The 23,261-nt window shown below is 68.3% G+C and carries 24 protein-coding genes; 6 read left to right on the top strand and 18 right to left on the bottom strand.

Annotated features, from left to right (window positions below):
- Positions 1 to 7 precede the first annotated feature (7 nt).
- The 7 genes from flgH to flgB are packed head-to-tail and all read right to left on the bottom strand — an operon-like array spanning position 8 to position 5,138.
- Positions 8 to 694, bottom strand: coding sequence for a flagellar basal body L-ring protein FlgH (gene flgH, locus ACJMK0_RS14150; protein WP_405239142.1), 687 nt, complete (start codon positions 692 to 694; stop codon positions 8 to 10).
- A gap of 44 nt (positions 695 to 738) precedes the next feature.
- The gene (flgG, locus tag ACJMK0_RS14145; protein WP_405222797.1) at positions 739 to 1,524 is read right to left on the bottom strand and encodes a flagellar basal-body rod protein FlgG; all 786 of its coding nucleotides are present in this window, start codon (positions 1,522 to 1,524) and stop codon (positions 739 to 741) included.
- Between the two features lie 26 nt (positions 1,525 to 1,550).
- Positions 1,551 to 2,294 (bottom strand): flagellar basal-body rod protein FlgF, encoded by a 744-nt coding sequence (flgF, locus tag ACJMK0_RS14140; protein WP_405239140.1) that lies wholly within the window; start codon positions 2,292 to 2,294, stop codon positions 1,551 to 1,553.
- Between the two features lie 44 nt (positions 2,295 to 2,338).
- Positions 2,339 to 3,556, bottom strand: coding sequence for a flagellar hook protein FlgE (flgE, locus tag ACJMK0_RS14135; RefSeq protein WP_405239139.1), 1,218 nt, complete (start codon positions 3,554 to 3,556; stop codon positions 2,339 to 2,341).
- A 58-nt stretch (positions 3,557 to 3,614) separates the two neighbouring features.
- Positions 3,615 to 4,295, bottom strand: a complete 681-nt coding sequence (locus tag ACJMK0_RS14130; protein WP_405239137.1) for a flagellar hook assembly protein FlgD — start codon at positions 4,293 to 4,295, stop codon at positions 3,615 to 3,617.
- A 37-nt stretch (positions 4,296 to 4,332) separates the two neighbouring features.
- A complete protein-coding gene (flgC, locus tag ACJMK0_RS14125; protein ID WP_405239135.1) occupies positions 4,333 to 4,752 on the bottom strand; it encodes a flagellar basal body rod protein FlgC in 420 nt (139 codons plus the stop codon).
- Positions 4,752 to 5,138, bottom strand: coding sequence for a flagellar basal body rod protein FlgB (gene flgB / locus ACJMK0_RS14120; RefSeq protein ID WP_405239133.1), 387 nt, complete (start codon positions 5,136 to 5,138; stop codon positions 4,752 to 4,754). The genes flgC and flgB overlap by 1 nt, the downstream gene beginning before the upstream one ends.
- Positions 5,139 to 5,544: 406 nt before the next feature.
- Between flgB and flgA the strand changes: the two genes are divergently transcribed.
- The 4 genes from flgA (at position 5,545) to ACJMK0_RS14100 (ending at position 8,847) form a co-directional block, all read left to right on the top strand.
- Entirely contained in the window at positions 5,545 to 6,243 is a 699-nt protein-coding gene (gene flgA / locus ACJMK0_RS14115) for a flagellar basal body P-ring formation chaperone FlgA (RefSeq protein ID WP_405239131.1), read from the top strand.
- 101 nt (positions 6,244 to 6,344) lie between these two features.
- Positions 6,345 to 6,665: a flagellar biosynthesis anti-sigma factor FlgM gene (gene flgM / locus ACJMK0_RS14110; RefSeq protein ID WP_405239129.1), complete on the top strand. Its 321-nt coding sequence runs from the start codon at positions 6,345 to 6,347 to the stop codon at positions 6,663 to 6,665.
- Positions 6,662 to 7,153: a flagella synthesis protein FlgN gene (locus ACJMK0_RS14105; protein ID WP_405239127.1), complete on the top strand. Its 492-nt coding sequence runs from the start codon at positions 6,662 to 6,664 to the stop codon at positions 7,151 to 7,153. The genes flgM and ACJMK0_RS14105 overlap by 4 nt, the downstream gene beginning before the upstream one ends.
- 86 nt (positions 7,154 to 7,239) lie before the next feature.
- Positions 7,240 to 8,847 (top strand): amidase, encoded by a 1,608-nt coding sequence (locus ACJMK0_RS14100; RefSeq protein WP_405239125.1) that lies wholly within the window; start codon positions 7,240 to 7,242, stop codon positions 8,845 to 8,847.
- Here the strand turns inward: ACJMK0_RS14100 and ACJMK0_RS14095 are convergent.
- The 9 genes from ACJMK0_RS14095 to ACJMK0_RS14055 all read right to left on the bottom strand — a co-directional run bounded on the left by ACJMK0_RS14095 (position 8,844) and on the right by ACJMK0_RS14055 (position 20,039).
- Positions 8,844 to 10,472 (bottom strand): WS/DGAT/MGAT family O-acyltransferase, encoded by a 1,629-nt coding sequence (locus ACJMK0_RS14095; protein ID WP_405239124.1) that lies wholly within the window; start codon positions 10,470 to 10,472, stop codon positions 8,844 to 8,846. The two genes, ACJMK0_RS14100 and ACJMK0_RS14095, sit on opposite strands and share 4 nt — an antisense overlap.
- A gap of 105 nt (positions 10,473 to 10,577) precedes the next feature.
- Entirely contained in the window at positions 10,578 to 12,629 is a 2,052-nt protein-coding gene (locus tag ACJMK0_RS14090) for a TonB-dependent receptor (RefSeq protein WP_405239122.1), read from the bottom strand.
- 87 nt (positions 12,630 to 12,716) lie between these two features.
- Positions 12,717 to 13,004 carry a hypothetical protein gene (locus ACJMK0_RS14085; RefSeq protein WP_405239120.1) on the bottom strand — a complete coding sequence of 96 codons (288 nt, stop codon included), beginning with the start codon at positions 13,002 to 13,004 and terminating at the stop codon, positions 12,717 to 12,719.
- 125 nt (positions 13,005 to 13,129) lie between these two features.
- Complete coding sequence (locus tag ACJMK0_RS14080; protein ID WP_405239118.1) at positions 13,130 to 13,585, bottom strand: hypothetical protein; 456 nt, start codon at positions 13,583 to 13,585, stop codon at positions 13,130 to 13,132.
- A 108-nt stretch (positions 13,586 to 13,693) separates the two neighbouring features.
- Positions 13,694 to 14,839 carry a DUF6607 family protein gene (locus tag ACJMK0_RS14075; protein ID WP_405239117.1) on the bottom strand — a complete coding sequence of 382 codons (1,146 nt, stop codon included), beginning with the start codon at positions 14,837 to 14,839 and terminating at the stop codon, positions 13,694 to 13,696.
- Between the two features lie 13 nt (positions 14,840 to 14,852).
- Positions 14,853 to 17,180, bottom strand: a complete 2,328-nt coding sequence (locus ACJMK0_RS14070; RefSeq protein WP_405239115.1) for a xanthine dehydrogenase family protein molybdopterin-binding subunit — start codon at positions 17,178 to 17,180, stop codon at positions 14,853 to 14,855.
- Positions 17,181 to 17,563: 383 nt separating this feature from the next.
- Positions 17,564 to 18,613 carry a succinylglutamate desuccinylase/aspartoacylase family protein gene (locus ACJMK0_RS14065; RefSeq protein ID WP_405239114.1) on the bottom strand — a complete coding sequence of 350 codons (1,050 nt, stop codon included), beginning with the start codon at positions 18,611 to 18,613 and terminating at the stop codon, positions 17,564 to 17,566.
- A complete protein-coding gene (gene rimK, locus ACJMK0_RS14060; RefSeq protein WP_405222847.1) occupies positions 18,603 to 19,508 on the bottom strand; it encodes a 30S ribosomal protein S6--L-glutamate ligase in 906 nt (301 codons plus the stop codon). The genes ACJMK0_RS14065 and rimK overlap by 11 nt, the downstream gene beginning before the upstream one ends.
- Before the next feature lie 45 nt (positions 19,509 to 19,553).
- A complete protein-coding gene (locus ACJMK0_RS14055) occupies positions 19,554 to 20,039 on the bottom strand; it encodes an ATP-dependent zinc protease family protein (protein ID WP_405239112.1) in 486 nt (161 codons plus the stop codon).
- Between the two features lie 124 nt (positions 20,040 to 20,163).
- Between ACJMK0_RS14055 and ACJMK0_RS14050 the strand changes: the two genes are divergently transcribed.
- Together ACJMK0_RS14050 and ACJMK0_RS14045 are read left to right on the top strand one after the other, a co-directional pair.
- Positions 20,164 to 21,141 carry a fumarylacetoacetate hydrolase family protein gene (locus ACJMK0_RS14050; RefSeq protein ID WP_405239110.1) on the top strand — a complete coding sequence of 326 codons (978 nt, stop codon included), beginning with the start codon at positions 20,164 to 20,166 and terminating at the stop codon, positions 21,139 to 21,141.
- Positions 21,142 to 21,143: 2 nt separating this feature from the next.
- The gene (locus ACJMK0_RS14045; RefSeq protein WP_405239108.1) at positions 21,144 to 21,806 is read left to right on the top strand and encodes a dienelactone hydrolase family protein; all 663 of its coding nucleotides are present in this window, start codon (positions 21,144 to 21,146) and stop codon (positions 21,804 to 21,806) included.
- Here ACJMK0_RS14045 and ACJMK0_RS14040 read toward each other — a convergent pair whose 3' ends face one another.
- Positions 21,807 to 22,685, bottom strand: coding sequence for a fumarylacetoacetate hydrolase family protein (locus ACJMK0_RS14040; protein ID WP_405239106.1), 879 nt, complete (start codon positions 22,683 to 22,685; stop codon positions 21,807 to 21,809).
- Positions 22,682 to 23,140, bottom strand: a complete 459-nt coding sequence (locus ACJMK0_RS14035) for a lipocalin-like domain-containing protein (protein WP_405239104.1) — start codon at positions 23,138 to 23,140, stop codon at positions 22,682 to 22,684. The genes ACJMK0_RS14040 and ACJMK0_RS14035 overlap by 4 nt, the downstream gene beginning before the upstream one ends.
- Positions 23,141 to 23,261: the final 121 nt, after the last annotated feature.

The following is a 23,261-nucleotide window of genomic DNA, read 5'->3' as shown; positions in this document are numbered from 1 at the left end:
GGCGTCCTCAGTAGGGATTCAGGATGGAGTTGAAGAACCGGGACAGTAGCCCCATGCGGTTCGCGGCGGCCAGCACGCCCTTGCTGGAGTAGGTGATGCGGGCGTCCGCCACCTTGCGGGAGGACACCGAGTTGTCCGGCTCGATGTCGTAGGGCCGGATGATCCCGGACAGGCGGATGAACTCTTCGCCCTGATTCAGCGTCACCCACTTCTCGCCCCTCACCATCAGGTTGCCGTTGGCCATGCGCTCCACCACGGTCACCGTGATGTCGCCCTGCAGGCTGTTCGACTGGCTGCTGGCGCCCTCTCCCGAAAACTCCGAGCTGCCGTCCAGCGCACCGGAGAGAATCGGCACCCCGTCCTTCGTGACCGGTCGACCGAACACCGTGGGACCCGAGTAATCGGCGCTGGTGTTCTTGTCCGTCGAGGTCTGCGCGTTCTTGCTCGCCGCGGTCTGCTCATCCAGCCGGACGGTGAGGATGTCGCCCACGCGCCCGGCGCGCAGGTCCTCGAACAGCCGCACGTCGCTGCCGGCCTGGTAGATGGAGCCGTCCGGCTCGGCGGGCTGCGGCGGCGGCACCGGCTGCGGCGGCGCATAGCTCTCCGGGTAGCGGGGCGCGCTGCCGCAGGCCGCCAGCAGCGCCGCGACGGTGGCGACGGTGGCGACGGTCTTGATTCGTTTCAGTGCATCCATGGGATCGCTCTTGGTCCTGGCTCCGGGCCCGGGTTCATTCAGGCTCAGAGGTTGTTGTTCACGTACTGCATCATCTGGTCGCTGGTCGAGATGGCCTTGGAGTTCATCTCGTAGGCGCGCTGGGTCTCGATCATGTTGACCAGCTCCTCGACCACGTTGACGTTCGATCCCTCGAGCGCGCCCTGGATCACGGTGCCCAGGCCGTTCAGTCCGGGCGTGCCCGGCTGGGGCGAACCACTGGCTGCGGTCTCCAGATACTGGTTCTCGCCGCGGGGCTGCAGGCCTGCCGGATTGATGAAGTCCACCAGCTGCAGCGTGCCCACCTGCACGGGCGACGCCTGCCCGGCGAGCTGCACGGACACCGTGCCGTCGGAACCGATGGTGATGCTCTGCGCCGCATCCGGGATGGTGATTCCCGGCTGCAGCAGGTAGCCGCTGGCCGTCACCAGCTCGCCCTGGGCGTTGCGCTTGAAGCTGCCGTCACGGGTATAGGAAGTGGTGCCGTCCGGCAGTTGCACCTGGAAGAAACCGCGGCCCTGGATGGCCGTATCCAGCGCGTTGCCGTTCTGCAGGACGTTGCCCTGGGTGAACAGCTTCTCGGTCGCCACCACGCGCACGCCGGTGCCGAGCATCATGCCCGAGGGCAGCTCGGTGTCCTGGGAGGTCTGGCCGCCCGCCTGGCGCACGTTCTGGTACATGAGATCCTCGAACACCGCGCGGCCCTTCTTGAAACCGGTGGTGTTCACGTTCGCCAGGTTGTTGGAGACCACGGACATGCGCGTCTGCTGCGCATCGAGGCCGGTCTTGGCAATCCAGAGTGACTGATTCATCGTTTAGCTCCTGCTTTCCTGTGCTGTCATCCGCTCATGCTGAGCAGTTGCGCGGCCTTGTCGGCATCTTCGGCGGCGGTGGTCATCACCTTCACCTGCAGCTCGTAGCGTCGCGCCAGATCGATCATGTTCACCAGCGTCTCCGCCACGTTGACGTTGCTGGACTCCAGCGCGCCGGAGGTCAGACGCACTTCGGCATCCGCCTCGGCCACCGCGCCGTCCTTCAGCCGCAGCAGGCCGTCGGCGCCCTTCTCCAGCTGCTCGGTGTCCGGGCGCACCAGCTTGATGCGGTCCACCGTGGCGAGCGTCTCCGGCCCCTGGCCCAGTGGCCGGATGGAGATGGTGCCGTCGGCGCCGACTGTGATGCTGGCATGGGGCGGCACGGCCACGGGCCCGCCGTTGCCCATCACCGGATGGCCCGCACCGTTGGTCATGACGCCCACCGAGTTGACCCGGAGGTCGCCGGCCCGCGTGTAGGCCTCGCTGCCGTCCGGCGCCTGCACGGCGATGAACCCTTCGCCCTGCACGGCCACGTCCAGCTCCCTGCCGGTGCTCATCGTCGCGCCCCGGCGGTGGTCCGTGCCGTAGTTCTCGGCGACGGCATTCACGCGGGTCGGCTCGCCGAAGCCCTGGATGGGCAGCGCGCTGAACGCGTGCAGGTCGGCCCGGAACCCGGTGGTGCTGGCGTTGGCCAGGTTGTGGCTGTTGACGGACTGCGCGAGCTCGGTCTGCTTCGCGCCGGTCATCGCCACGTAGACGAGATCATCCATTGCTCATGTCCATCGTTCAGGGTTGCGCCGGTCGATGTTCGTCATCAGCGGATGTTGATGACCGTCTGGGTCACCGTGTCCGCCGTGGAGATCATCTGCGAGTTGGCCTGGAAGTTGCGCTGCGCCGTGATCATGTTCACGAGCTGCTCCGTGAGATCCACGTTGCTCGCCTCCAGGGCACCGGACTGGATCAGGCCGAAGCTCGAGGTGCCGGCCTCGCCGAGGCGGGCGTCACCGGAGGTGAAGCTCTCGCCCCAGGCCGTGTCCTCGAGCTGCTGCAGGCCGCCCGCGTTGGCGAAGTCCGCCAGCGCGATCTTGCCGAGTTCCGTCGACTGGCCGTTGGTGAAGCGGGCGAACAGGATGCCCTCGGAGGTCACCTCGATGCCGGTCAGGCGTCCGGTCGCGAAGCCGTCCTGGGACAGCGAGTTCACGCCGAAGTTGCTGCCGAACTGGGTCGCACCGTCCAGGTTCAGGGACATCGTGATGTCCGCCGCGCCGTTGCCGGGCGCATAGGCCGGCAGGTTGATCACGCCGCCCACGGGCGACTGCAGCTGGCCGTCATTGCCGAAGACCAGCTGATCGCCGGCACCCACGACGTTGCCGTCCACGGTGAACTGGGTATTCCACGTGTTGGTGGCGGCATCCTTCAGGAAGTACAGCGTGCCGGTGTGGGCCGCGCCCAGCGAGTCGTAGATGGTGACCGAGGTCGTGTGATTGAAGGTGTTCGGATCCGCCGGGTCGAAAGGCACGATCGTCGGCGGCTCGGCGTCCGCCGGCAGGTTCACGCCGTAGTCGATCGCCGTGGTGGACTGGGGCGGGTTCGCGCCGGTGCTGAGCTGCACGTCGTTCAGCGAGCCGGTGTTGAAGTTGCCGTCGCCGGAGGGCGGATAGGCCTGCAGACGCTTGCCGGCCGGGTTCACGACGAAGCCGTTGTTGTCCACGCTGAAGTTGCCGGCGCGGGTGTAGACCCGCGAGCCGTTGTCGCTCAGCACGAAGAAGCCTTCGCCGCCGATGGCGAGGTCCAGCGCGTTGTCCGTGAAGTCCACGTTGCCCTGGGCGAACTGCTGGGAAATGTTCGACAGGCGCACGCCGGAGCCGACCGCCGAGGAGCCCGTGCTCTGGGTGCCGACGGCGAACACCTCGGCGAACTCGGCCCGGGAACCCTTGAAGCCCGTCGTGTTCACGTTGGCGATGTTGTTGGCGGTGACCCCGAGGTCAGCCGATGCGGCATTCAGGCCGCTCAATGCGATGCGAAATGGCATGGTGTTGTCTCCTTGAAGGAATACCCGATGACTGTGACTCTGCGTATGGCTAAACGAATCAGAGGATGCGGTCGACCTCGCTCAGCCTGAGCGAACCCTCTCCCGCGATGTTCAGCGTCAGCCCCTGGCCGTTACGGCCCAGGGTCACGCTCTCGATGGTGGCGCCGACCAGCGTCTGCGCGTTCTCTACCTGGTTGCCCCGGCTGACGATGGTCGACACCCGGTAATTGCCCGGCGCGGCCGGCTCGCCCTCGGCGTTCATGCCGTCCCACTGCCACTGGGTCAGACCGGAACCCCGGCCGCCCAGCTCGAGGCGGCGCACCAGCTGGCCGGTCTGGTCGGTGATCTCCACGGTCACGGCGGAGGCGCCGGCCGACAGATTGACGGCGCCGTTCAGCGTTCCGCCCTCGGCCAGATGGCCCTGATCAGTGCGGGCCAGCACCTGATGGCCGACGAGCCCCGCGGCCTGCAGCGCCTGGTCCGAGTAGATGGACTCGGACAGTGCGCTGAACGAGTTCTGCAGATCGCCGATGCCCGACACCGTGCCGAACTGCGCCAGCTGGCTCAGGAACTCGCCGTTGCTCATCGGCTCCATGGGATCCTGGTTGCGGAACTGGGCGATCATCAGCTCGAGGAACTGTTCCTGGCCCAGCTCGTCCTTTGCCGTGGTGGGCTGGGACTCGCGCCGGGTGGCTATCCCCAGGCTGCCCAGGTCCTCGAAACCGTTGATGGAATCCATGTGCTCTCCTCCGGCTTACCGGCTCTGGTTACGGACGCTAGCGGCCGAGCTGCAGTGTCTGCAGCATCAGGTCGCGCGTGGTCTTCAGGATCTCGATGTTGTTCTGGTAGGAGCGCGAGGCCGACATCATGTTGACCATCTCCTCCACCGCGTTGACGTTGCTGAGGTAGACGTTACCGTTCTCGTCGGCCTCCGGATGCTCCGGCCGATGCTGAACGGTGAGCGGCGCCTGGCTCTCGACGATGCCGAGCACCCTCACACCCGCGGCATGGCTCTCGCCGGCGCCGGCGGCCTCCTGCATGGCGGTGGCGAACATCGGATGGCGGGCGCGATAGACCTTGTTCGGGTCGCCGCTGACGCTCTCCGCATTGGCCAGATTGCTGGCCGTGGTATTCAGACGCAGGGACTGCGCGTTCATCGCGCTACCCGCGGTATCGAATATCCGGAACATCGACATCACTCACTCCCCTTGATCGCGAGCTTCAGCGTGCGGACCTTGCCGTCCAGGAACATGAGGCTGGCGCGGTAACGCAGCACGTTCTCCGCGAACTGCGCCTGCTCCACGTCGGGCTGCACCGTGTTGCCGTCCTGGGACGGCTGGTGCGGCAGCCGGTATTTCAGCTCGGCCCCCGCCGGCCCGCCGCTCGCATCCAGATGGCCGGCGTGGGTCTTCGCCATGGCGACCCGCCCGGACTGCGCGCGCTCCAGCGCCGCACCGAAATCCAGATCACGCGCCTTGTAATTGGGCGTGTCCGCATTGGCGATGTTGGTCGCCAGCACCTCGGTGCGCATCGAGCGCAGCTTCAGTGCGAGTGCGTGTTGTCCGAAAGGGTCGATCTTCATCGTGTCTCTCTGGTTGGCAGGCACTTCGCCCGCTTCCGCCGGATTCACAGCAAATGCCGTGCCAACTCTGCAAGTGGCTGATATTCATGGATGTCGCCCCGGCAAATGGCCCGGAGCGGCAAAGGGCTGCCGCTGCCGGCGGCAAAGGACTGCAGCCGGATACCGGACAACAGGCGTCCCGCACGCGGCCCCGCGGCCCGGCGATCCGCGGAATCACTGGCACAGCTCTTGCATCAATGATGGCGACCGGAAACGGAGCCGGGCGGGAGCGGCCGCACAGGGAACGCGGGATGCACCGCATACGGCGTATCCCGGGCACCCAGGCCCGCTTCCGGACGACGAGGAACCACGTATGCAAAATGACGGGACATTGACGGCAGCGACTGAAAACCGGCGCGGATGGCCCGTGTCGGCCGCGCTCGCGCTGTTTGTCGTGCTCGTACTATTCGCTTCCGGGGCCGCCGCGGCGGACTGGCAGCCGGTCGAGTCCATCCGCGAGACCGCGGCCCGCTACGCGGCGGGCCAGCTCGGCGCGGACGGCGAGGACGTCCGCGTGGAGGCCAGCGAGCTGGACACCCGACTGCGGATGAACCGCTGCGACGTGCCGCTGTCCGGCTTCCTGCCCAACGGGATGGGCAACGGCAACCGCCTGGTGGTGGGCGTGCGCTGCGAGGGCTCGAAGCCCTGGAAGCTGTTCGTGCCGGTGCGCATCGCCCGCTATGCCGACGTGCTGGTGGTCTCGCGCTCGCTGCCCCGCGGCCACGTGCTGACCGCCGGCGACGTGCACACGGAGAGGCGCGACCTGTCCAGTCACCTGAAGACCTATGCGGGCAGCCTGCGCCAGTTGCCGGGGCGGCGGCTGAAGCGCCCCGTGCTCGCCGGCACGCCGCTCACCCACACCATGGTGGACGCAGAGCAGATCGTCCGCCGGGGCCAGAAAGTGACCCTGGTCGTGGACAACGGCAGCATGGAGATCCGCATGGCGGGGCGGGCCCTGTCCGACGGCGCCCTGGACCAGCGCATCCGGGTGGAGAACGTCTCCTCCCGGCGAGTCGTCGAGGGGATAGTACGGTCCCCCGAACTCGTTGAAATTAGGATGAATTGACCATATGCGGCACGGTAAAGAAATTGTCACTCGATGCTAAAGTTTCACGCGGAATCGCCGATAAGCGGGATAACACAGACTCATGTCTGAGGTAGCCAGTTATGTCCAATAAGATTGACGGAACGAATCAGGGGCAGCCGATCGGCCCGAACGGGGTCGGCGGCAGCCGGCCGACCGCGGGGGCGGCGCAGCGCACCGGTCAGGCGAAGGAAGCGCCGGCACCGGGCGGCGAGACCGTGCAGCTCACCAGCAGCGCGCAGATGATGGAGCGCATGAGCTCGATGCTGGAGAGCCTGGAAATGCAGAACGAGCGTCTGGACGCCATCATGGAGTCCATCGCCAGCGGCGACTACGAGATCGATGCGGAGAAGATCGCGGCGCGTCTGATGATGTTCGAGAGGAGCCTCGGCAGCGACTCATGAGCCAGGCGGACGCGACAGCCTGCGCAGGCGCACTCGAGACCGTGATCCGTGAGGCGCTTGCGACCGCGCAGCGACTGGAGTCGGCGCTCGCGACCGAGCGCGCCGCGCTCGAGGCGCGGGACGCCGCGGCGCTGCACACGGCCGGCGCCGGCAAGCAGGAACTTCTGTCCCGGCTCGACGAACTGGACGGACGGCGCCGCCGCCTGCTCGCCGACCACGGCTACCCGGCGGACCAGGGCGGTGTCGAGGCGGTACTCGCGGCCTGCGCGCCGGCTCATTCGCTGAGCGGTCTGTGGCGGGAACTCGGCGCGGTGGCCGGACGCTGCCGGGACGCGAATGCGGCCAACGGGGCCATCGTCCATCTGCGCCAGCGGCAGATCGGGCGTGCGCTCGACGTGCTGCGCGGGGCGCCCGAGGGCGCGGCGCCGGTCTACGGCGCCGACGGCAGCAGCGCGCGCGCCGGCGGCCGCGCTTTCGGCAGCGCCTGAACGGCCAGAGGTCCCCAGCCCGGCAACCTGCCCGATCGCGGCGGAACCTTTACAATGGGCGGCGTTGCCATACCGGGGCGTCTCCCATGCTGCATTGCCTGCCGCGAGACATCACTCGCACGCTCACCCTCAGTCTGATCTGCCTGCTCGCCGGCTTGCTTCCTGGTGCCTCCTATGCCGCCGCAGACGACGCGGCGAGCGCCCTCCACTACGCCGATATCGCCGCGCTCCAGGAACGCATGGATCGCGGCGATCTCACCTCCGAGCAGCTGGTGCGCCGGTTCCTCGACCGCATCGAAGCCCTGGACGACGCCGGCCCCACGCTCAACGCCATCATCGAGGTGAATCCGGACGCCATCGAGATCGCGCGGGACCTGGACCAGGAGCGCGCCGTCGGGGAGAAGCGCGGGCCACTGCACGGCATACCCGTGATCCTGAAGGCCAACATCGATACGGGCGACCGCATGGCCACCTCCGCCGGCTCGGTGGCCCTGGCGCTGCATCGCGCGCCGGACGACGCCTTCCACGTCGCCGCGCTCCGTCGCGCCGGCGTCGTCATCCTGGGCAAGGCCAACCTCAGCGAGTGGGCGAACTTCCGCTCCACCCGGTCGGTGAGCGGGTGGAGCAGCATCGGCGGGCAGACCCGCAACCCCCACGTGCTCGACCGCAATCCCTGCGGCTCGTCCAGCGGCTCGGCAGTCGCCGTCGCCGCGGGGCTGACGGTGCTCGCCGTCGGCACGGAGACCAACGGCTCCATCGTCTGTCCGGCGGGCACCAATGGCGTCGTCGGCATCAAGCCCACACTCGGGGTGGTCAGCCGGGACGGCATCATCCCCATCGCGCTCAGCCAGGACACGGCCGGCCCGATGGCACGCAGCGTCCGCGACGCGGCGCTGATGCTCGCCGGCATGGCGGCACCCGATAACGCGGACCCCGCGGCCGGGGCGCACCCGGGCCCGCGGGACTATCTCGCCATGCTGGACACCAGCGCGCTGGCAGGCGCGCGCATCGGCGTCTGGCGCCAGTACTACGGTGCAGGCTCGGAGCCCCGCGTCGAGGCGATCTTCGACGCCGCGATCGCCCGGCTCGGCGAACTCGGCGCCGAGGTCGTGGACCCGATCGGCCTCGAGATCCCCGCCGGCGTGCGCGAGGCCGAATACGAGGTACTCCTGTACGAGTTCCGGGACGGCCTGAATCGTTACCTCGGCAACGCCGGCATGGAAGGCGACCGGGGCAGCCTGGCCGCACTGATCCGCTACAACGAGCTTCGCGCCGACGAGACCATGCCCTGGTTCGGCCAGGAGATCTTCGAGCAGGCCGGGTCCCGGGGACCGCTGACGGACGAGGCCTACCTGGCGGCGCGGGAGAACAGCGGGCCGGCGCTGCGCCGCCTCATCGACGCGGTGATGGAGGAGCACGGCCTGGATGCGATCATCGCACCGACGAACTCGCCCGCCTGGCCCATCGACTTCGTCGCCGGCGACAACTACACGATCTCGAGTTCGCGGCTGGGTGCGGTATCCGGGTATCCCTCGCTCACGCTGCCGGCCGGCAACATTCACGGCCTCCCGGTGGGCGTAACGCTGTTCGGCCGCCCGTGGACCGAGCCGCAGCTGATCGGCTACGCCTACGCGCTGGAGCAGGCGACCCGCGCGATCCTCCGCCCCGGGCTGGTGCCCACGCTGGAGCGCTAGCCGGACTGCGGCTCCGACGACGTCGGCGCGGCCGCCTTCTTCTTCCGCATGCTCTTCTTTCTGGCGGCCTTCTTCGCGGCGGCCTTCTTCGCGATGGGCTTCTTTGCGCCGGCCTTTTTGCTGCCAGGCTTCTTCCCTCCCGCCTTCCTGCCGCCGGACTCCGGGGCCGCCTCCGCGCCGCCGCCCACCACGGCCCTCGCCCGCTTGCCTGCAGTAGCGATAGTCACCGCCTTCAGCTCGTCGAAGGACGCCTGCAGGCACTCACAGTAGAACGCCGGGTCGGGCATCATCTCCCGGCAGGAGATGGCGCTGACGGTGATCTTGCCGTCGTAGCCGATCACCGGCTGGAACAGGCCGACGCCGTGGACCACCGGCCCGAGTCCGTAGTAGGCGACCATCTTCGTGCCCATGGAGTACAGCGGATGATTGCTGATGGGCACGTTCGTGATCACCGTGTTGAAGAGCGGCGGCAGGCGCTCGGCCATGTGCCAGCGGCCGAAGGCCTTGGCCATGAGCCCGGACGTGGTCGTGGGCAGGAATTCCGCCAGCTCCATGCTGAGCTCCGGCCCGGCGGTGCGCGTGAACCGTTTGGCCTCGTCGCTCGCGGCGTGCACTGCCCGCAGGCGCTCGAGCGGATCCTCGATGTCGCTGCCCACCGGCAGGCGCATGGCGCTGACCCGGTTGCCCTCCGCGCCGCGCTGCCGATCCGAACGCACGCTCATCGGCGCCATCGCGATCAGCGATTCGTCGGGCAGCTCGCCCTTCGCTTCGAGGTACCTGCGCAGTGCGCCGCCGCAGACGCTGACGATCACGTCGTTCACCGTGGCGCCTTCCACGAAGCCCTTGATGCCGCGGATCTCGTCCAGCGCGAAGGTGCGCGCGTCGAAGACCCGGTGGGCCGAGACGTTGGCGTTGAAACGGGTGCGCGGCACGGACCGGGGCAGGCTGATGTCGCGGCGCACCAGGCCCGTGGCCAGCTTCGGCAGCGTGGGCGCGACGTGGCGCACCAGCTTGCCGATCTTCAGCGGCGTACCCGCCATGCCCGCGGCGCTGCGGGCCAGCAGCTCCACGTCGGTGGGCTCGCGCTCCGGCACCCAGGGCCGCGGCGGCGGCTCCGCCTGGTCGTGGGGAGTGAGGCTGTGGATGGCCGCGGCGATCTCGGCACCGGAGATGCCGTCGATGGCCGAGTGGTGGATCTTGGTCACGAGACCGAAGCTGCCCGGCGGGATGCCGTCGACGTTGTCCAGCCCTTCGATCACCCAGGCTTCCCACAGGGGGCGGTTCAGGTCCAGCGGTCGGGCTAGCAGCCGCGCGGTCAGAATGCAAAGCTGGCGCCAGTCGCCCGGCTTCGGCAACGCGATGTGGCGCAGGTGGAATTCCAGGTCGAACTCCGGGTCCTCGATCCAGTAGGGACGCGCCAGGCCGAGGGGCACGTTCGCGAGCCGCCGCCGGAACGTCTTCGCCTTGTGCAGGCGCTCCTCGAAGAAGCGGATGATCTGCTTGAAGGTGACGTGGCCGCCGGCCGCCGTCGACTGATCGTAGATGCACAGACTGCCCACGTGCATGGGGGTGGCAGCCGTTTCGAGATAGAGGAAAGAGGCGTCGAGGCCGGTCAGTTGCTGCATGAAGAGTCTCCTTGCCCTGACCGGCAATATACACGATACGCCTGCCGGCGCAGGGCGCCGGCGGCGAGAGGCCGCGCCGCGCGGATGCGGCGCGGCCTCCGCCGGTCAGAAGCGCAGACGCGCGCCCGCGTGGAACGAGCGGCCGGGCAGCGGCGCATAGGGCGCCAGGAAGGAGGTGCTGCGCCGCGCCGCCTCGTCGAGCAGATTCGTGCCACGGACGAAGAGGTCCAGCCGGGTCTCCTGCAGCGTCATGGCATAGATCGCGGACAGGTCCACCATGGTGTAGCTGTCGGTCCGGAACGAGGAGATATTGTCCTGCTCCGAATGCCAGAGAACGTCCAGCGAGGTGGTCAGGACATCGTTGCGCAGGGTGAGTCCCGTGCCGAGGCGCATCGGCGGGATACGGGGCAGGTAGCGGCCGTCGTCGAGCTCCGCGTAGACGAAGTCACCCAGCAGGTCGAGTTCGGCTTCGAAATCGCCGAGGCGGCCGAGCAAGAGCGTCGCCTCGGCCTCGACCCCGTAGAAGTCAGCGTCGGCCTGGGCATACTCCGCCACCGGCAGCCCGTCCTCTTCCGCGCCGGTCAGGTTCTGGAAGATGTAGTCCCCGATCCGGTTGTAGAAGACGTGGACGTCCCAGCGCAGACGCCCGCCGCGGCCGGAGAGCCCGATGTCGTAGTTCACCGAGACCTCCTTGTCGGGGTCCGTGCCCAGTACCGCGAGACCGAGTTCGAACTGGCCGGTCGCCAGATGGGGTCCGTTGGCGTAGAGCTCCTCGGCTGCCGGCAGGCGCTCGGTGCGCGAGACGTTCAGCATCAGGGTGTAGTCGGGCGCAATCTCGAAGTCGATGCCGGCGGCCAGCGAGACGGAGGTGTCGTCGAAATCGGTCGACAGCTCGTTGGCGTGCTCCAGGAACTCCACGCGGCCGCCCAGGTGCGCGTGACCCCAGTCATAGTCGCGCTCCTCCACCAGGAACAGGCCGAGAGACTCGGTGTTCGTCGGCGAGATGAAGGCTTCCTCGCCCGCGGCGGAGAAATCCCGGTCGTCGAGCTGCAGGCCGAAGGCACCCCGCCAGCCGGCGATGGGCGCATGGATGGCCTCCACCCTGGCCTGCCAGGCATCGTTCTCGAACAGGGTGCCGATCTCACCGGAGGGCTCGATCTCGGCGTGCTCGTAGTCGTTGATACCCCAGGCGAACTTCACCGCTTCGAAGTATTCGCCGTTCAGCGCGTACTCGCCGCGCACGTCGACCCGCGACTGCTCCAGCTCGATGAACGGACCGCCCTCTTCCTCGCCGGCATGCTCCTCCTCGCCGTGCTCTTCCTCGCCATGTTCCTCTTCGTGCTCGTGGCTGTGACCGGGCAGGCCGTAGGTCATGTCGGAGTCGCTCCAGGAGAAGCCGAGGAAGCCCCGCTCGCCCACCCAGGAGGCGCCCGCGGAGTAACCGTCGGATTCGGAGTAGCTGTTCGGCAGGATGCCGGACATCTCGTCTTCCTCCCGGTCGTCCGGATCGGCGGTGGCGTAGCCGTCGATCTCGACGTCGTCGGTCTCCCGCGTGTAGGCATCGAGATGCCAGGCGAAGCTGCCGGCGCCGCCGTCCAGGCGCCCCACCAGGGCCCGCTCCTCGGCGGCGGTATCCGCGCGGGCCTCGATGGCGCCGGATAGCGGCTCCTCGGCAGGCCGCCGCGGTATGCGGTTGTCGATCACGTTCACGACACCGCCGGCCGCCGAATTGCCGTAGAGCAGCGTCGTCGGGCCGCGGATGATCTCGATGGCCTCTGCCAGCAGCGGCTCGATGCTCACGGCATGGTCGGCACTCACGTCCGCCGCATCCAGCGACGAGATGCCGTCGGAGAGCATGATGACCTGAGAGCCGCCCAGGCCGCGGATGATGGGGCGGGACGATGCCGGCCCGAAGTAACTGGAACTCACGCCGGGCTGTGCGGCGAGGGTCTCGCCCAGGGTAGGCGCACGGTCGGTGAACAGTTCGGCGCCCTTGAAGACGCTGGTGGGCTGCAGCACGTCGCCCAGGGGCGCCGCGGTGACCACGATCTCCTCGATCGTGTCCTCAGCCGCTTGGCCGGACACTTCCTGGGCCTGCAGGGCGCCGGCACACAATAATGCTGCGGGCAACGCCGCAGCCAGTCGCGAAATACGCATTTCTCATTCCTCTGATCGGATCAGCAGATGCCGTGCCGGCCTGTTGCCGGCGGCACGGTGACACGGTGATGGTCGGTCGACTGATGATCAGAGGCGCGGAGGTGCCCGGGCGTGGCCGTGCCGGGGCGGGAAAACGGGATGCCCGGTCGCCACCGGGGCGGTGACGGCGGGTGCCACCGGCACCGCAGGCAGCTCGGCGACCGTATGCGACAGCCCGTGGGCGAGTCGATCGCCGCCGACGCAGACGTCGCACTGCTCGCCGACGCCGTGATCGGCGACCGCGGCATGGCCGGCGACGGCAAATTGCCCGGCCAGGATCGCGACCAGCGCGATCGCCGTGCAGCGGGCCAGGAATCGTGCGCGGAGGCGAAGCATCCCGATAGTCTAACGGAATTTCTCAGCGCGTGAAGGTGCCGAAGGCCCTTGGCCACGGCATCACCCGATCGCCACAACGCAGCGGGGCTCCCGATCCGCAGACCGGGAGCCCCGTGCGCCGGAGATTACTTCCGGAAGTTGAGTTCCTGCAGCAGCGAGGAGCTCATGACCTCACGGTACTCGGCACGATTACCGCTCTCCCCCTGCATCTGCTCGATGCTCTTCTTGCGCCAGGCCATGTACTCCTCCTGACGCTTCTCGCCCTCGGCGCCCGTCGGTACGTCCTCCATGACACGGATGAGGTAGATCGTCGGCTCGCCGCTGCGCTCGTACACGTTGGCAAGGATCATGTAGTCCTTGATCCAGCCCTTCGACTTGGAGAATTCGAGATTCTCCCGCCACTCGCTCGCCAGCCACTTGGCATACTTGTAGCCGCCGCCGTCCTTGATGTCGATCCCGGTCACTTCCCAGTAGTCACCGGAGGTGAACGGCCACTCTTCGGCAGCCCAGGCACCGGTGGCCATGGCCATGGACGAGGCGCAGAGCGCCGCGACGCAGATCGCTTTTCTTATCGTTCTCATCGTTTCTCTCCCTTGGAGCGGGCAGGGATCGCCCGCTTACCGGGTGGAAAATACCACAGGTTGCATCGGAAACGGTCGCGGCTTCAGCGACGGCTCCGCCGGCGGCGCTCAGTCGGCGCTGCGCGACGTTCCGGCATCGTCGACGTAACGGTCCAGCACGGTGTCGATCTGCGCACGGGTCGTGTCGGCATCGAAGCCGTCTGCGGTGGTACTTTCCGCCAGGGAGAACATCGTCATGACCAGACTGCGGCCGTCGGCTTGCTTCGCGACGCGAACGGTTTCATGCCGCCGGAGGATCTCGCTCCAAGCAGCCCTCACCTGCCGCCAGAACGGAGCCGTGCGCTGCCAATAGCGCTCGCCGGCCGACCAGTCGTAATCCGATATGCGCTGGTAGCGATTGACGCCGGCCTCACGGGCCAGGGTATCCGCGGGAACGATGCCGCCCCCCTCCGCCCTGAGCACGACCTTGCGGTTGTCCTCCTCGTGCACCCAGCCGTCCGGGAGGATGGTGTGCCGGTTGGTGCCGACCAGGACATCGTAGTCTTCGCGCACACTGAATTCCCGGCGCGGCAGGGGACGCCAGGTCTCGGCACTCTCCCACAGAGAGTAACTGTCGGCGTGCACCCACTCGCCGAAGGACTCGTAGCGAGGCGAATCGTCCACCTGGTAGACCGCTTGGGTCCACCGGCCCTCCACCGCTTCTCCGTCGAGCCGCGCTTCGCGCCAGCGTCGGTCACCGGCATAGACGTGCATGACGGGGTCTTCGTAGCGCCAGTCCTGACGCCAGTGCTTTATGACCATGGGGTCGGACAGGGAACCGTCCTGCTGCCGGAACAACATGACCATGACGTGCTGAAGGCTGATGAAATCCGGTTCGTCGGCGACGACGTAGATGTACTCCGTGCCCCAGGAGCGGAACGGGCGGGCGGGCTCGAAACCGGCGGAGAAACCCACAGTCTCCAGAAAATCGAAGGTTGCCCGGTAGGGACCGGCCATCGCCAGGATCGCTCGTCGGTCTCGCTCCTTTTTGTCGAGGCCCTCCTCGCGCAGCCGCCGCCAGGCTGTACTCGGTGCCGTATCGACGTTGACCTCGGGCCCCTCGGTGGTGCCGCCGCGAGGCGCCATCTCGCTGGTGTCGATGAACGGCCAGGCGAAAATGTAGCGTTCCTCTCCGGCCCCGTCTCGTTCCGTCGCACCGGCCACGGCAGCGGCCAGCGTGAAGGCGATCAGGGTCGCCGACTGGCGCCGCGGCATCACCTGAGCCGCCTCACGCCGCCGGCCGCGACGCCCGGATGGCCCGCCACACCTTCAAGGGTGTGAGCGGCATGTCGAGATGCTCGATGCCGTAAGGCGCCAGCGCATCGATCACCGCATTCACGAGGGCCGGCGGCGCGCCGACGGTGCCGGCCTCCCCCGCCCCCTTCACGCCCAGCGGATTGCGCGGCGACGGCACCTCCGTGTAATGGAAGTCGATGCCGGGCAGCCGGTCGGCCCGGGGCATGGTGTAGTCCATGAACGTGGCCGTCTGCAGCTGGCCCGTGTCGTGATCGTAGACAGCCTCCTCGAACAGGGCCTGGCCGAGCCCCTGGGCGATGCCGCCCATGATCTGGCCTTCCAGGATGAGCGGGTTGATCACGTTGCCGACGTCGTCCTCCACCGTGTAGCGGAGGATCTCGATCATACCCGTCTCCGGGTCCACCTCGAGCTCGCAGACGTGGCAGCCGTTCGGGAACGTGCCGGCCTCCGGCGTGAAATGCTCGCTGGAGGCGAGACCGGGCCGGACGTCGTCCGGCCGCGACCCGTCGTCGAAGGAGGCCCTGGCCACCTCGGGCAGCGCCACCACCCGATCGGTGCCGACGATGCGGTAATCGCCGTCCTCGAACTCGATGTCCTCGGCGTCCGCCTCCAGCAGTCCCGCCGCGATCTTCTTTCCCGACTCGACCACGGTCTCCACCGTGCGCGTCAGCGCCGAGCCGCCGATCGCCATGGACCGTGAACCGCCGGTGCCCTGGCCGGTGGGGATGGTCTTCGTGTCGCCCTGCAGCACGCGGATGCGCTCGAGCGGCACGCCGAGCCCCGCCGCCACCATCTGACCGTAGCTGGTCTCGTGGCCCTGGCCGGTGGACTGGGTGCCCATGAGCACGGTCACCGTACCGTCCTCCTCGAAGCGCACGTGGGTGTCCTCGCCGCCCATGGCCGAGCAGATCTCGACGTAATAGCTGAGCCCGATGCCACGCAGCAGACCCTTCGCCGCGGAGGCCTTGCGCCGCTCGTCGAAGCCCGCCCGGTCGGCGCGCTCGAGCGCGGCATCCAGCAGACGGGCGTATTCGCCCGAGTCGTACACCTGCCCCGTCACGGTCTTGTACGGGAACGCCTCGGGGGGAATGAAATTGCGCCGCCGGATGTCGGCGGGATCGATGCCGAGTTCACGGGCCGCCTTGTCCACCAGGCGCTCGACCAGGTAGATGGCCTCGGGGCGGCCGGCGCCCCGGTAGGCATCCACCGGGACGGTGTTCGTCACGGCGAGGCGGATCTCCGCGTAAGCCGCCGGGATGGCGTAGGCGCCGGTGAGCATGACCGCGCCGAACCAGGGGATGAACGCGCCCGCCTGGGACGTGTAGGCGCCGACGTTGCCGTCGGTCCGCACCCGCATGGCGAGGAAACGGCCCTCGCCGTCCAGGGCGAGTTCGGCGCGGGAGATCTGATCGCGGCCGTGCAGGTCGGACAGGAAGCTCTCGGAACGCTCCGCCAGCCACTTCACCGGCCGGCCGAGATTCTTCGCCGCATGCAGCGCGGCCACGGTCTCGCACTGCAGGAACATCTTCAGGCCGAAGCCGCCGCCCACGTCCGGCGAGACGACGCGCAGCCGGTCTTCCGGGATACCGGTGGCCGCCATCACGTGCTTGCGCAGGTTGTGCACGCCCTGGCAGCCCTGATACAGCGTGTAGGCGTCCTCGCCGCCGTCGTACACGGCCACGCAACCCCGCGGCTCCATGGCCGTCGGCGCAAGCCGGTTATTGACGAGTTCGAGTTCGACCACGTGTTCGGCGCCGGCGAAGGCCTCGTCGGTGGCCGCCGCGTCGCCGTGGGTCATGATGCCGAGCAGATTGCCCTCCACGTCGTCGTGCACCCGCGGCGCACCGTCGGCCAGCGCATCCGCCAGGCCGGTGACCGCCGGGAGTTCGTCGACGTCGAACAGGATCAGGTCGGCCGCGTCTTTGGCTGCGGCGAGAGTCTCGGCCACGATGGCGACGACGGGTTCGCCGACGTAACGCACCACCTCGCGCGCGAGCGGCGGCTGCTGCACCGCTGCGTGTCCGGGATGCCCGTCGCTCTTCGGCACCGCCGATCCCGGCAGCTCGCCGAAGCCGGCGTCCACCAGATCCGCGGCGGTATAGACCCCCAGCACGCCCGGCGCCTCCCGCGCCTCGTCCAGATCGAGTTCGCTGATGACGCCATGGGGAAAAGGCGAACGCAGAAAATACAACACGGCCGCGTCTGCGGGCGCCACGTCGTCCAGGTAGCGGCCGGTACCGGTGAGGAAACGCTGGTCCTCGACACGCCTGATCGCCTGGCCCGTACCGAACTTGCCCATGCCTTACTCCCTTTGCTGCAGACCGCGTTCCGCGGGATTCTGCGCCGCGGCGGGCGGCAATTCAAACGAACGGCGATTCAGGGGCGGATGGCGGCTGGTGGCTGTCGAGTGGCTGGCGGCCCGGCGACAGTTCGCGTTCCGCCACAAAAAAGCGGCCCCAGTGGGGCCGCGGTGTCCATCGTCGTGACGGGATCAGTGCATCGTGTTCCCCCGCCCCAGTGTGTACCTGAAGGTCGTATACCCGGCACGCGATGGTCGATGAAATTGTCGGGATTTGAAAGGTGGCAGAAACCCCACGAAGTGTCAAATTTCAGGGGCAGAAAGCCGTCCGTATGTCGCGGCAGTGCAACATAATCGGCCGCCGCAGCAATCCCGCATGACCCTCAGCCGGTCGCCGGTTCGTCGGCGCCGTGACCGCGGTGGAACTCCTCCACGCTGCGGGCGACCCGCGTGGGCTGATCGAAGGCCGCGACGTGCACGATGGCGTCGCCCTCGTGCGCCAGCGGCAGCTTCGACAGCCCGATCACCACGCCGTCGTCGGTGGCGCGGATGACGGTGTCCGAAGCGCCGAGTGGGTCGCGCACGTTGGCGATGACGTCGCCCTTCTTCACGTAGTCGCCGAGGCGCACGGTGGCGTGCACGATGCCGCTCTGGGGCGAGCGGATCCAGCCGCTGTCGAGCGCGGTGACCGGACTGGATTCGCGGCGCTTCGACTTCCCGGCAGGCAGCATCCCGAGGCGACGCATCACCTGCTGGATGCCGCGGACGCCGGCGCGGATGGCGAGCTCGTCGAAACGCAGCGCCTCGCCCGCCTCGTACAGGAGCAGGGGCACGTCACGGCTCGCCGCCAGCTCGCGCAGTGAACCCTCCCGCACCGACGCGTTGATCATCACCGGCACGCCGAAGGCGCTGGCGAGTTCGCGCGTCTCCTCGTGATCCAGGTCGGCGCGGATCTGCGGCAGGTTGGCGCGATGGATGGCGCCGGTATGCAGATCGATGCCGTAGTCGGCCTTGTCGACGATCTCGGTGACGAAGAGGTTCGCGAGGCGCGCCGCCGCCGAGCCTTTCTCGCTGCCCGGGAAGGAGCGGTTCAGGTCGCGGCGGTCCGGCAGGTAGCGCGACATGTTCAGGAAGCCGAGCACGTTGACCACCGGCACCGCCAGCAGCGTGCCCCGCAGGCTGCGCAGCGCGCGCCGCTTCAGCAGGCGGCGGATGATCTCCACCCCGTTGATCTCGTCGCCGTGCACCGCCGCCGAGACGAACAGCACGGGCCCGGCCCGCCGGCCGTTGATGACCTGCACGGGCATGGTCATTTCCGTGTGGGTGTAGAGATCCGCCGCCGGCAGGTCGATGCTCGCCCGTTCACCGGGGCGCACGGTATGGCCGCCGATCTCGATGGGGCGGCCGCCCGCCCCGCTACGCTCAGCCGACACCTTTGGTCTTCGTCTTGCCGGGCTTCGCGTTGTTCTCGATGAAGCCGATGATGAGGCCCGCGACGTCCTTGCCGGTGGCCGCCTCGATGCCCTCCAGCCCGGGCGAGGAATTCACCTCCATCACCACGGGACCGTGATTGGAGCGCAGGATGTCCACGCCGGCGACGTTCAGCCCCATGATCTTCGCGGAGCGCACGGCGGTGGAGCGTTCCTCCGGCGTGATGCGTACCAGTGAGGCGGAGCCTCCCCGGTGCAGGTTGGAGCGGAACTCGCCCTCCTTGCCCTGGCGCTTCATCGACGCGACCACCTTGCCGCCCACCACGAGGCAGCGGATGTCCGCACCGCCCGCCTCGGCGATGAATTCCTGCACGAGGAAGTTCGCGTTCAGTCCGCGGAACGCCTCGATTACGCTGGTGGCCGCCTTGCGGGTCTCCGCCAGCACCACGCCCACGCCCTGGGTGCCTTCCAGCAGCTTGATGACCACCGGCGCGCCGCCGGTCATTTTCAGCACATCCTCGGTGTCGTCCGGCGAATTGGCGAAGCCGGTGACCGGCAGGCCGATGCCGCGCCGGGAGAGCAGCTGCAGGGACCGCAGCTTGTCCCGCGAGCGGCTGATGGCCACCGACTCGTTCAGCGGGAAGACGCCCATCATTTCAAACTGGCGCAGCACCGCGGTGCCGTAGAACGTCACCGAGGCGCCGATGCGCGGTATCACGGCGTCGAAGCCCTTCAGCGTGGCACCCTTGTAGTGCACGGACGGCTTGTGCGACGTGATGTCCATGTAGCAGCGCTGGTGGTCGATCACGTGCATCTCGTGGCCGCGCTCCTCGCCCGCCTCCATCAGTCTGCGGGTGGAGTAGATCGAGCGCCTGCGCGAGAGTATTGCGATCTTCAAGATAGAGGTCCTCCTTCAGCGCCGGGGCACGGCCCGGCAGCCCGTTCAACGTGTCTTTCTGCGCCGTCTGGCCGCGTCGATGCGCGCGGGCCGCCCGCCGGTGAGATAGGAGCGGCCGGGGTCCACGAGCATGTGCCCGCGCAGCGCCGTCCTGCCCAACAACATACGGAAACGCATGTCCGAACGCGAGGTCAGCGTCACCTCGATGGGCCAGACGAGCTCCGGCGAGAGCGCGAGCGTGGTCTCGATCACCACCCGGTGCTGACGGTGGCCGATGGAGCTGCGCACGCCGCGCCGGTCGACCACGTCGGCGGTGCAGACCACCTCCAGGTCGTCGGCGCGATGTTGCGGATGGACCAGGAAGCGCACGCGCTCCCTGCCCTCCTCCTCGAAGTGCTCGATGTCCAGCGCGTGCAGCGTGGAGGTGCGTGCGCCCGTATCCACCTTGGCCTTGATGCGGCTCAGGCCCAGATCCGGCAGGTCGAGATATTCACGCCAGCCCACGATCCAGGGCGCGTCCTGTCTGCTCATGTGATCGGATTGCGGTCCAATTGCGGCTGCCCGGCTTCCTGTCTACCATGCTTCGCGCGGATTCGACAATTCATCGGACAATTCATCGGACAATTCATCCGATACACGCTTAGAGGGGAATCACATGAAACTCGCCAGCCTCAGGAGCGGGCGCGACGGCCGATTGATCGTCGTCAGCCGCGACCTGAAACGGGCCGTCGCTGCGGACGGCATCGCCACCACCCTCCAGGCCGCACTGGACGACTGGGAGACCGCGGCTCCGCGCCTGCAGGCGCTCGCCGACGAACTCCACGAAGGTACCGCCGAGGGCGCCTTCGACCTGGATATGGCCGACCTCGATGCGCCGTTGCCGCGCGCCTACCACTGGGTGGACGGCAGCGCCTACGTGAATCACGTCGAGCTGGTGCGCAAGGCCCGGGGCGCGGAGATGCCGGAGAGTTTCTGGCACGACCCGCTCGTCTATCAGGGCGGCTCCGACGACTTCCTCGGGCCGCTGGAAGACATACCCGTACCGGACGAGGACTACGGCATCGACATGGAGGCCGAGACAGCGGTGATCACCGATGATGTGCCCATGGGCACCGGCGCCGGCGAGGCGGCCGGCCACATCAGGCTGCTGATGCTGGTGAACGACGTCTCGCTGCGCAACCTGATCCCGGGCGAGCTGGCCAAGGGCTTCGGCTTCTACCAGTCCAAGCCCTCCACCACATTCTCCCCGGTCGCCGTCACCCCGGACGAACTGGGCGAGGCCTGGCAGGACGGCACCTTCAACCTGCCGCTGGTCACCACGCTGAACGGCGAGGAATTCGGCCGTCCGGAGTGCGGCGTGGACATGACCTTCAACTTCCTGCAGCTGATCGAGCACGTGACGAAGACCCGGCGCCTCGGCGCGGGCACCATCATCGGCTCCGGCACCATCTCGAACTACGACCGCAGCCGCGGCTCCAGCTGCATCGCCGAGCGGCGCATGCTGGAGACGGTCGAGGACGGCGCGGCGAAGACGCCCTTCCTGCGCTTCGGCGACCGGGTCCGCATCGAGATGTTCGACGCCGAGGGCAACAGCATCTTCGGCGCCATCGACCAGAAAATCGTGGAGGCCTGAGCATGGCGCACGACATCGAGCTGACCGCCGCCGACGGCCACGTGCTCGGCGCCGCGATCGCACCGCCGGGAGGCACACCCATCGGCGGGGTGCTGGTCATCCAGGAGATCTTCGGCGTGAACAACCACATCCGCGACGTCTGCGACCAGTTCGCCGAGGCCGGCTTCCTGGCCGTGGCGCCGGCGGTATTCGACCGGCTCGGCAGGGACATCACCGTCGACTATGCGGACATCGGCCGCGGACGGGACCTCGTCGGGCGGCTGGATCCGCGCCAGACCATCCTGGACCTCGCTGCCGGCGTCGAGCAGGCGACCCGCGGCGGCAAGGTGGGCGCGGTCGGCTTCTGCTGGGGCGGCGCGCAGGCCTACCGCTGCGCCGCCGAACTGCCGCTGGCGGCGGCGGTGGGCTACTACGGCGGCGGCATCCACAACATGACCGACCTCTCGCCCGCCTGCCCGGTGATGCTCCACTACGGCGACCGGGATGCCCACATCCCCATGGAACAGGTGGAGCAGGTGCGCACCGCCAATCCGGAGGCCGTCGTGCACGTCTACGAGGGGGTCGGGCACGGCTTCAACTGCGACCGGCGTGGCGACTACGACCCGGAGGCAGCCTGTCTCGCTTTCGGGCGAACCACCGACTTCCTCAGGCGCCACCTCGGCTGATCAGTCGGGTCCCCGGCCGCTGAGCACGTCGACCTCGTCAACGACGCCGTTGCGCAGCACGCCGACGCCGGGGATATCCACCTCCACGACGTCGCCCGGCTGCAGATAGACGGGCGGCTTGCGCACGTAGCCCACGCCGCCCGGCGTGCCGGTGACGATGACGTCGCCCGGCAGCAGCTCGGCGAAGGTGGAGCAATAGCCGATCAGCGCCGGCACGTCGAAGATGAGGTCCGCCACGTCCGCGGACTGCATTACCGCCCCGTTCAGCCGGGTCTCGAGCGTCAGCCGGGCCGGGTCGCCGATCTCGTCGGCGGTGGTGAGCCAGGGGCCGAAGCCGCCGCTGCGCGCGAAGTTCTTGCCGGCGGTGAACTGGGAGCTGTGGCGCTGGAAGTCGCGCACGCTGCCGTCGTTGAAGCAGGAGTAACCGGCCACGTGGCGCAGCGCCCCCTCCGGGGCGATATGGCGGCCGCGGCGCCCGATGATGACGGCCAGCTCGCCCTCGTAGTCGAACTTGTGCGACACGGACGGCCGCACCAGCGGCTGGCCGTGACCGACCTGGGAGCCGGGGAAGCGGGTGAAGAGCACCGGGTGTTCCGGCGCGTCGCGGCCGGTCTCCTCCACGTGGGGCCGGTAGTTGATGCCGACGCAGAGGATCTTGTCCGGGTGGGTGATCACGGGCAGCAATTCCACCTCGGCCAGGGCCAGGTCGGGTTCGGCGTCCGCGGCCAGTGCGTGGAGTTCGTCGATGGCGTCGGCAGCCAGCACGCTTCTCAGGTCGGGAAGCTCCACGCCGAGCTTCCGGCCGGCATCCACGATCCCGCCGGCGCGCACGACGCCGTAGCTCGGCCGGCCCCGGTGGCGGAAGCTCGCGATCCTCACCCGGGCAGCCCGCCGGCCAGCGAGGCGCGGATCCACTGCAGACGGTGGCGGCGCATCTCGCCGCCCTCCAGCGGCTCCTCGGCGGACAGGGTGAGACGGTCGCCGTCGAGCTCGGCCTCGCGAATCTGCGTGGTGCCGATCAGGTCCATGTTCAGCGCGAACTCCACCTCGTGGTGGACGTCGCCCTGCACCACGAAGTATCGGCCTGCGTAATGCATGTAGCCGTCGAAGGCCCGCACCTTCTCCGCGTCCGGCGCTTTCGGCACGACCGGCGTGGAGAACGAGCCCCGGTCGCGCTCGGCCAGCACGGCCGACATGTAGCCGTCCGGCGTGTACAGGATCATCCCGGTGGCGTCCTCGCCGAAGGGCCGGGTCACGCGGCCCGTGGCAGGGTAGCTGATCTCCCAGCGCTCGAGTTTCCAGGCGCCGACCAGGTCTTCTGCGGTTATATGCACGTCATCTCCTTCCCATCCGAGGTGGATTCTTGGTCACAGACTCGGCACGGCCGTCGTCCGCCGCCGGGGAGATTGTAGCGGATGGGCCCTGCGGCTAGCCTTCCCTGCCCGGCCCTCCCCA

Origin of the sequence: Lentisalinibacter orientalis, from assembly GCF_040706535.1 — a bacterium.
Classification (GTDB): Bacteria; Pseudomonadota; Gammaproteobacteria; order Steroidobacterales; family Woeseiaceae; genus Lentisalinibacter; species Lentisalinibacter orientalis.
Note: the sequence above shows the minus strand (reverse complement) of the source record. Positions and strands in the feature narration are given on the sequence as shown.